Annotated in this window: 6 protein-coding genes; 1 reads left to right on the forward strand and 5 read right to left on the reverse strand. The window is 65.4% G+C overall.

The window, feature by feature from the left end:
- Positions 1 to 107: 107 nt before the first annotated feature.
- The 5 genes from ACWDUD_RS28825 to ACWDUD_RS28845 form a co-directional block, all read right to left on the reverse strand.
- Entirely contained in the window at positions 108 to 299 is a 192-nt protein-coding gene (locus tag ACWDUD_RS28825; RefSeq protein WP_248676488.1) for a hypothetical protein, read from the reverse strand.
- Positions 300 to 574: 275 nt separating this feature from the next.
- Positions 575 to 1,369 (reverse strand): hypothetical protein, encoded by a 795-nt coding sequence (locus ACWDUD_RS28830; RefSeq protein WP_248676487.1) that lies wholly within the window; start codon positions 1,367 to 1,369, stop codon positions 575 to 577.
- Entirely contained in the window at positions 1,370 to 3,235 is a 1,866-nt protein-coding gene (locus ACWDUD_RS28835) for a hypothetical protein (RefSeq protein WP_450111553.1), read from the reverse strand.
- A 159-nt stretch (positions 3,236 to 3,394) separates the two neighbouring features.
- Positions 3,395 to 4,318: a ParB/RepB/Spo0J family partition protein gene (locus tag ACWDUD_RS28840; protein WP_450111554.1), complete on the reverse strand. Its 924-nt coding sequence runs from the start codon at positions 4,316 to 4,318 to the stop codon at positions 3,395 to 3,397.
- Entirely contained in the window at positions 4,318 to 5,028 is a 711-nt protein-coding gene (locus ACWDUD_RS28845) for a ParA family protein (RefSeq protein ID WP_197257387.1), read from the reverse strand. Before ACWDUD_RS28845 ends, ACWDUD_RS28840 begins: the two co-directional genes overlap by 1 nt.
- Positions 5,029 to 5,212: 184 nt before the next feature.
- On the opposite strand from ACWDUD_RS28845, the gene ACWDUD_RS28850 reads away from it, so the two are divergent.
- Positions 5,213 to 5,422, forward strand: a complete 210-nt coding sequence (locus ACWDUD_RS28850; RefSeq protein WP_450111555.1) for a helix-turn-helix transcriptional regulator — start codon at positions 5,213 to 5,215, stop codon at positions 5,420 to 5,422.
- Positions 5,423 to 8,362: the final 2,940 nt, after the last annotated feature.

Below are 8,362 nucleotides of genomic sequence, written 5' to 3' on the forward strand. Positions count from 1 at the left end.
GTGCTCGGTGTTCGTCGAGTTCAAGGCCGATGGGGGTGTTCGACGACCGATCGCGTATCGGCCGGATTGCCGACGTGTGGGGGTCCCGGGGGTCTGCCGTCGGAAAGTCACGCTTCGACGTCGCGCTGTCGCTTCCGCTGCCGCCGGAACAACTCGGCGTGGGCTTCGGAGAGCGTCAGGAAACGCCCGTCGGCTGCCACCCGGACCGTCATGCCGCGCTCGACGTATGCGACAAAGCGTTCCAGTGCTTCCGTGTCCCATGTAGGGACGGGGCCGGGTGGCCACATCGGCATGTGCATCTCATCTCCTCCGAAAGTGTCAGCCGAACGAGGATGCGGACATCCCGTGTTCGGAATATGAGGTTGGAACGCTAGATGGATATCCCCGGGATCGTCCACGGCACCGTTCTGCGGTGCGAGACACCGTCGAGATCGTCGTTGGGCAGCGACCGGTCGAGCAAGTGACGTTTGTGAACCCATCCGCTGGCCTGAACAGCACGATGGTGCTCAAATCGGATCGCGTCAGGAACCGCGGGACGCTAAGTGATGCGTTTGTGTGGCTGTCGGTGGACTACTCAGCGCCACGTGACGTCGAGCTTGTCGATGGCGTCGAAGTGGAATCCGAACTGATCCCCGTAGACGTCGAACCCCTTGTTCTCCGGGTAGTCGAGGGTGGCGTGGCGTTCGAGGATCGCCACCACGCGGGCCTGGTCGTCGTTCGCCAGGGCTGCGGCGATCTCCCGTGATTCCTCGGCGCTGAACGGGACGTCGGAGTTGCCGAAGTCCAGTGTGCGGGTGCGGTAGTCGTATCCGACTTCGTCGCCGTTGCGGACGTGCACCCGGCCGGTGACCCGGATCGTCGCGACCTTCGGTGTCCCGTCGGGCCGGAGAACACCGGCCTTGCGCATGGTGTTGTCCGCTTTGGCGGCTTTGAGTTTGGACTTCGCGTCGTTGCGCAGTTCGTTGGTCTTGCCCGACATGTACTTACGCACCGACGACGGGTTGCGGCCGATCTGCTGCGCCACCGCGTTGACACCGCCGAGCCGGGCGATCGCGGCGCGGCGCTGCGCCAGCTCGGCGACCTCGGCGTGCGGGATGCGGCCCTGCTGCCCCCACCGGCGCAGCGTCCGGTCCGAGGGCGGGGTGCGGCCGGCATCGATCGCGGCTTGGCGCAACCCGTCGTTCCCGATCTCGCTGCGCAGCTGCCGGACCGAGACCCTCGCGGTCAGCCCCGCCAGGCCGCGGCTGGTTTCCTGCGCCTTGGCGATGCCTTCGGCCGCGGCGGCCGCGACCGTGACGCGCATGCCGTCGAGACCGGTGGTTTTCTGCGGCACGGATTTCGAGCGCGGCTTGGGCAGGTGCAGCGCCATCTACTGCTCCTCGTCGGTGTCGGTGCCGTAGGCCGCGGCGATCGCGAGCCGAACCTCGTGGGTGGTTTCGGCGGCCGCAAACGCCAGGATCATCTCGTCGGTCAGCTCCACCTGCTTCTCGAGGGTCATCTTGCCGAGGGCGGCACTGTCGTCGGCGATGTCCTGCCCCTCTCCCAGCAGATACACCCAGGAGTCGGTCATGGTACGGATCGGCCACCGTCCGGTCTCGCGGGCGATGCGCATCGCCACCCGGCGCCCGCGCCACCGGCAGTGCGCCATGATCGCCGCCCGCCACAACGGCTGGTGGTGATGCTGCATCCGGCTGGCGGTCCACATGTCGGGGTTGACCATCCGACCCACGTACCCCTTGTAGCAGGCGCCGAGGAACCGCTTCATCGCCACATCCCCGGTCTCGACCGCGACGGTGCGGGCCTCGCGCAGGATCTTCGCCCACTTGTCTAGGGCCCGGCCCTGTTCCTCGTAGACCCAGGCGTCGGTGACGTCGAGGTCGTCGATGTCCAGGCCCATTCCGCCGTCGGCGATCGGCGCGCACAGTCCTTCCAGGCTGACGGTGGTGATCCAGGTCCGCACCGGCTGGTCGTGCAGCATCGCTGGGTGCGGCAGCGGGAGCTTGTCCGGCAGGGCGTACTGGCCGGCGGCGGGCAGGGTCACGCGCCAGATCCCGAACGCCGGCTTGTCGACCGCGGCGGCGGCCGCGACATCGGCACCGCTCAGGTTGCGCACGCGGCCGTAGCCGAACGAGAGCATCCCGGCCGAGGCCAGGTAGGCAGCGCGCTGGTCGATGGTGACCAGCCGGGTCACCCCGTCGAGATCGTCGTCATCGGGAATCCGGGACCAACCGGCGGCAGGTTCGAGATCGCCGCGGGGGGCGCCGTCGATCGGTGGGACCGGACCGGCGGCGGTCACCACGATGCCCTTCCCTGTCTGGGTGCGTTCGCGGCGGATCTTGTCGAGAATCGCGGCACCGGTGCGGGCCGGGGTGGGGCCGGGCAGGGTGCCGAGGTGTTTGGCGGACCAGGCCAGGCGGCGGCCGAGCTCGCGGGCGGCGGGCAGGTCCTCGTCGGGCAGGTAGGTGCCGGCGGTCGGCGAGCCGAGGATGCCCATATCCCCGACTCGGTTACCCCAGCCAAAGTCCTTGTTCCAGTACGTCCATACGTACGGTTCGAGGATGAGGTCGACCATTTGGGTGGCCTTGCCGAGCTGACGTTTGAGGTGCACGACGAAGCCGGGATCGCCGCGCAGCTCCCAGCCGGCGGCGATGAGCGGCGGCAGCGTCGCGGCGACGGCCTGGGTCAGGTCCGCGGCCGCGCGGCGGCGCAGTTGTTCGAGGTCGTCGACGTCGTCTTCGCTGCCGGGGTCGATCGTCCAGCCGAGTCGGGCGCAGGAGTCGATGCCGACGAACCACACCTGGGCGGTGAGACCGTGTGGGGTCAGGGCTGCCCAGTGGATCAGCTTGTCCAGCTTGTCGATGGTGTCGACGGGGCCGGTGAGTCGGGCGCCGGAGGGACTGTAGGTGGCTTCGGCGGTGACGATGAGGGCGTGTCCGTCGGCGTCCGTGCCGGTGGGGAGGGATTCCCAGGGTTTCGGGTCGTCGGTGTTTTCTGTGTTCGGCTGGGTGTCGTCGCTTGTTTGGTCGCTGTCGGGGTCTGTGTCGGTGCCGGTGTCGTCGGGGGCCGGATCGGTCGTGGCGTGGGTTTCGGTGCGATTGTGGTCGACTACGTCGTCCTCTACCCGATCCGATTCGCCGGGTGTCGAGGCATCGGGTGGGGCGGGCACGTCGGTGTGTTCGGTGTCGGGGTCGGGTTCGACATCGAAGAGCGTGAACTGTTCGTTGTTTCGGCTCATCGGGGCTCCGCTGGGATTCGCATGAGGGTGTGGCCGTGTGAGGTGCGCGGACGGTGATCGAAGGTGCCGGATGGGAGTGGGTCGCGGCATGGTGTCCCGCAACCAGCCGGTGGGGGTCCGGCTGGTTGCGGAATCATCTTGTCCACGAACGCAAATCGGTTAGCGGAGACCGAGAGCGTCGATGAGGGCGCGTTGTTCGTCGTTGGAGTAGTGCTTGCGCACGGCGGCGGCGAGGACAGCCGGGTCGACGGACAACTTCTTCAGTGCCTGCACCACTTTGTCGGCGGGTTCGATCGGCGCCGACTCGTCCGGATCGTCCTTCGTGGGCGTATTCGGCTGGGAATCGGCCGGTCCGGGGTCGGCTGTGGACGTGTCCGACTCCGGGTTCTGCGCGGCTTCCCACGCTGCGACCTGTTCCTCGAGGGGCACCTTGGCGAGCGAGCGGGCGTGCCGGATCGCGAGATCGCCGGCGCGCAGCGCCGCTTGGAGTTCCGGTGCGAGTTTGAGCAGTGCGCGGCGCTGGGACACCCATCCCTTGGAGCGTCCGAGTTTGGTTGCGGCGGCGTCGGCACTGCCGAATTCGGCGACCATGAGCTCGACGGCCTTGGCTTCTTCGAGGACGTCGAAGTCGCGGCGGTCGATGTTCTCGCTGGTCGCCGCCCAGAGGATCTCCCCCTTGTTGACGGCGATGCTGTCTCGGACGACGACATCGAGACCGGGGCGGCCGTACTTGACCGCGGCCGCGAGGCGGCGGTTTCCGTTGACGACGATGTACTTGGCGGTGCCGATCTCGGCTTCGTCTTCGGGCCAGAGTTTGAGCCACGCGGCCCGGCTGACGGCCGTTCCGGGTTGTAGCTGTCTATCGGTGATGGTGGACAGATCGGACAGGTCGCCGACCTCGTCGCGGGGATTGCGCGGGTTGGCGACTAGCTCTGCGACCGGCACATCGGCCAGGAACTGGCCGTCGACGGGCTCGGTGGTGATGGGCTTGGGGCTGACGGTTCGCTTGCGGTCGACCGGTGAGTTGTCTCCGACTGCGCCGACCAGCGAGGCGAAGTTCGCGCGCCCTCCCTTGGGGGCCATCAGCGGCCGCCGTCCGCGAGTTCGAGGCTGAGTTTGTAGAAGTCCTCGCGGGCCTGGAGGGAGACCCGGTTGGTTTCGTACTCGGTGACGACCCGGCCTTCCGCGGCGGCGCGGGTATGCACCTTGTAGTGGCGCACGACGGTGCGGGCGAGGGGCCAGCCGTTCGCCTGGACGAATTCCCGGGTCTGGTCGAGGTCGACCTTGCCGTCCCGCGGGTCCCAGTTGTTCACCACGACAATGAATTTCTTGCCGAGAGGTTCGAGGACCTGCTTGATGGTGCGGGCGGTCGGGTCGAAGCACAGCGGTTCGGGTTCGATCGGCACGATCACCAGGTCGGCGACATCGAGGACGGCGCGCAGGGCGTCGCCGGAGGTGCCGGCCCCGAGGGGGTCGGTGCCGTCGTCGTTGCCGGACAGGTCGATCCAGCCGGGGGTGTCGACGTAGACGTGTTTGATGCCGGGGAGTTTGTCGAGGTTGCGCAGGACCTCGAGGTTGTCGTGGACCTGGTCGATCAGGAACGGGAGTTCTTCGACTCGCGAGGCCCACCAGACCGCCGAGCCCTGGGGGTCGACGGAGATCGCCGCGACCGGGGACTGCACGTCGTCATCTTCGCCGGAGGTGAGGACATCGGCTTTCACCGCGGCCAGATTCATTGTCAGGGTGGATTTTCCGACCCCACCCTTTTGATTCAGCATGACATGCACAGCCATTGGGATACCCTCCGTATGCTTCACCCCCGAGGGGGCTACTTCGGACTTGCACCACCACGTTCCGATCGAGGCGGCGATTGCGCTTCCACTGTAATGGGTTTGAGACCATTTTTGGTGGATTGCGTCGCTCTGCACAATAGATCCGCGTGGGTCTATTGTGCAACCGGGCAGTATGATCCCCGGCATGGTCCGATACCTGACGTTGCACGAGTTCGCCGACCGTGTTGGGATCGCGTACAACACCGCGAAGGGCTATCTCCGCAAAGGTGTTCTGCCGCAAGCAGATGCAGAGATCGGGCCCAAGCTCGGCTGGCTTCCCGAGACCGTGGACGAGTGGATGGCGAGTCGCCCTGGGCGCGGACGGTGGGGCCGCGACGACCCTCCCCCACACTGAGATCCGATCCTCTTGGCGCCCAAAATTTCTCGAGATTTCTCGAGCGCCATCGGCGTGTCGCCTTCCATATCGGGTATGCCCGTGCGAAACGCGCCTCACGCATCTGCCCTGACCGACTTTCCGGCACCGGATTACACCACCCAGTTTCGTCACTGTGACGGATATGTGCGCGGGTCAGCACTCCTATCGAGTCCCGGTCGATCGCGAAATGCCCACTTCCGCTACCGAAATGGCCGCGGAACCTTCTGCTACGGTGCAATCACGGAATACGAGTCCGATACTTCCCGCGTGATCGCTTGCCACCCCGACCGAACGGCCGACCTTGTGGTGGTTTACCGCGGTAAACGACCCGTCCTGCACCGGAGGTAGCAATGGTCGTTCGAAGCTGCGACTCCCCCGAGACTTCTCTGGCACCGGGCTCCATCGTGTCGGAGAAATCCGTTACAGAACAGACAGGCCACTTCTATTCAACTCCGCGTCATCTTGCCGGCCGGACCTGTGCCCAGCAGACAGCGATGCCCGGACCAGGCTTTCATTCAGGGTTCTTCCCGTCTCGCGGAACTGCAGCGACACGGGAAGAGGTGCGACTGGTTTACCGCGGTAAACCGGACCGGCCCGTCGCCGCGGACATCGCCTTCGTGCTACGACTGCGGGCCAACCGCGCCCGGACGACCTGTCCAGGATGCCACTCCCCGGTTTACCGCGGTAAACCCGAGACTCAGTGACGGCTCTCGCCGCAGTTTTCGTGCGAGCATCTCAAGGGCACGAAGAGTGATCCACATCGTTTACCGCGGTAAACCAGCAAGACCGACAGGTAGCAGCTGTGCCGGCAGGATCCGTGGCATCGCTCCATTGTCGCAGTCGATGAAGAACGCCGACATTATCGACATGGTTCCCCGCGGTCAACATGTACAGCGCTTCTCGAAGACCGAGGCGAACACCGCCATGGGCCGGCGGGTGTTAGTGGTTTACCGCGGTAAACCGAGCCCTCATCACCGGGCATCGTGTTCTGGCGTCGGCTTCTGGTGTCGGCGAAACGTGGGACTCCCCACTCGAGGGCTGCCGCTCAGGCACACCACTCCCCTGGTTTACCGCGGTAAACCAGGGGAAGACTTGGTCGCGCCGATTCCTCGATGGGATCTCCGCCTAGCCTCGTGCACGCGCATCGACGTTGCCCGGCGGCCCGCACGCGTTCCGCGCGGCAAAGTACCTAGGGACAGGAGTCGGTGGTTCGGCCTGTTCGGCGCTGAAGGCACCAACCTTCTGCAGATGTCGACGAGTCTGTTCCGACGTGTTCGGCGCGGTTTACCGCGGTAAACGAGAACCACGACCTCCTGTTCAGCGTGCCAGGAAGTCTGAGGCGGTGATCTTTCCCTCGGAGGATGCTTCCTGGTTTACCGCGGTAAACCGGTTCACAGCTATAGCGTCGGGGACCCTTCCCGCCGACAGCATGTATGGCACACCAGTTCCGAGTGCAATAGATCGGGGTTACCCCTCCCCCGGTTTACCGCGGTAAACGTCACCTCGAGCCATCCGTTCCACAACGTCGAAGGATCTCCGCCGCAGACTTGCCTCCACGCTGGCCCCGAGCTCCCCGCGGCACAGATGTTTACCGCGGTAAACCCGAGCCGTACCGGTGCACTTCCTCGGCTACAACCACTCTGACGGCCGGCGCAAAGAAACACCCTTCGGCGCGATCCCGGTTTACCGCGGTAAACCGGTTCGGGCGTGCGGTGCCGGAGCAGGCGCAGCCTGACCCCGGCGAGGGGATGCTGACAGCCAACAGTCCAGCGGATGCGATGTCAGCGGGCTGACCTACAGCTGTTTACCGCGGTAAACACGGTCGGCCGGAGCAGCCGTGCTAGTTCTCGAAGCCAAGAGTTCGGCGGGTTGTTGCCGAGTTCGCCATCCCTTCGGCGGAGGCGGTGTGAGACCTGTGACCCGAGGCTGGTTTACCGCGGTAAACCAGTCCTCCTCCATTGCTCCTGGGCGCGGCCGGGTCACGCCGTCTTCGGCGAGGGCAACTCCTTCCGTCGCGTTGAAACGCGGATACCGCCGCTTCCGGTTTACCGCGGTAAACACAATCCGGCTACGCGCGCCGGCGCGATGATGAATCTTCGCCACCATCGACGCTCTCGATCATTGCCAGCCGACACACGGTGTTTACCGCGGTAAACCGGTGAGGCGCACGCCCCATCCGACCGGTCGTCCATCAGCTCGAATCTTCCGTTGCAGCGTCACCTCCGGCACCTGCTGCCGGTTTACCACGGTAAACAACGGAGGGCATCGCGGTCAGGGCCCGAAAGGATCGGGGTGCCAGCGCATGCGTGGTGATGCGATATCACCACGGCGATCTTCTCAGCCCGTTTACCGCGGTAAACGAGATGCGGCAAACGCACTCGATCGCATACCGGCGACTCGACGCGACACTCGGTATCCGACGAGAGTCATCGAGTGGTGCACCTGCTGCGGTTTACCGCGGTAAACCGCAGCACTGGATTGAACCGATCACTTCACGTAGGCACCTATAGGCTGGCGCATAGTGTTACGACCTGCTGAGCGGATCCCACACCAGCTCGATCGGTGCTCGCGGAAAGCATCTCCGTGAGCACCGCCGCTGCAGGCGACTACCGTCAAGCCGGAGTCGTCGATAGTCCACGGCTCTCCGCGTCGGGGCAACGATCCGAAACCGTGTTTACCGCGGTAAACACGGACGATGATCTGGCCGTTGGCCGAAGCAAGAACAAGCCTGGGTCTCGTGGTTTACCGCGGTAAACCACGCGGAGGACTGGTGGACACGCGCGACCGTTCTGGACATGTCAGAAGCACCGCGAGTCATGGCTGTTTACCGCGGTAAACAGCCATGACACGCCTATCGCGGGGACGCAAAACCCCCCACAAACAGGCCGGGGGGGTGACGAGGCTACCGGGGTTACCTAG

The sequence above is a fragment of the Rhodococcus sp. NPDC003382 genome (assembly GCF_053589135.1).

What these genes read in the sequence shown, in the direction of transcription:
- ACWDUD_RS28825 (WP_248676488.1), bottom strand. Translation starts at nt 299, where the DNA reads ATGCACATGCCGATGTGGCCACCCGGCCCCGTCCCTACATGGGACACG.
- ACWDUD_RS28830 (WP_248676487.1), bottom strand. Translation starts at nt 1,369, where the DNA reads ATGGCGCTGCACCTGCCCAAGCCGCGCTCGAAATCCGTGCCGCAGAAA.
- ACWDUD_RS28835 (WP_450111553.1), bottom strand. Translation starts at nt 3,235, where the DNA reads ATGAGCCGAAACAACGAACAGTTCACGCTCTTCGATGTCGAACCCGAC.
- ACWDUD_RS28840 (WP_450111554.1), bottom strand. Translation starts at nt 4,318, where the DNA reads ATGGCCCCCAAGGGAGGGCGCGCGAACTTCGCCTCGCTGGTCGGCGCA.
- ACWDUD_RS28845 (WP_197257387.1), bottom strand. Translation starts at nt 5,028, where the DNA reads ATGGCTGTGCATGTCATGCTGAATCAAAAGGGTGGGGTCGGAAAATCC.
- ACWDUD_RS28850 (WP_450111555.1), top strand. Translation starts at nt 5,213, where the DNA reads ATGGTCCGATACCTGACGTTGCACGAGTTCGCCGACCGTGTTGGGATC.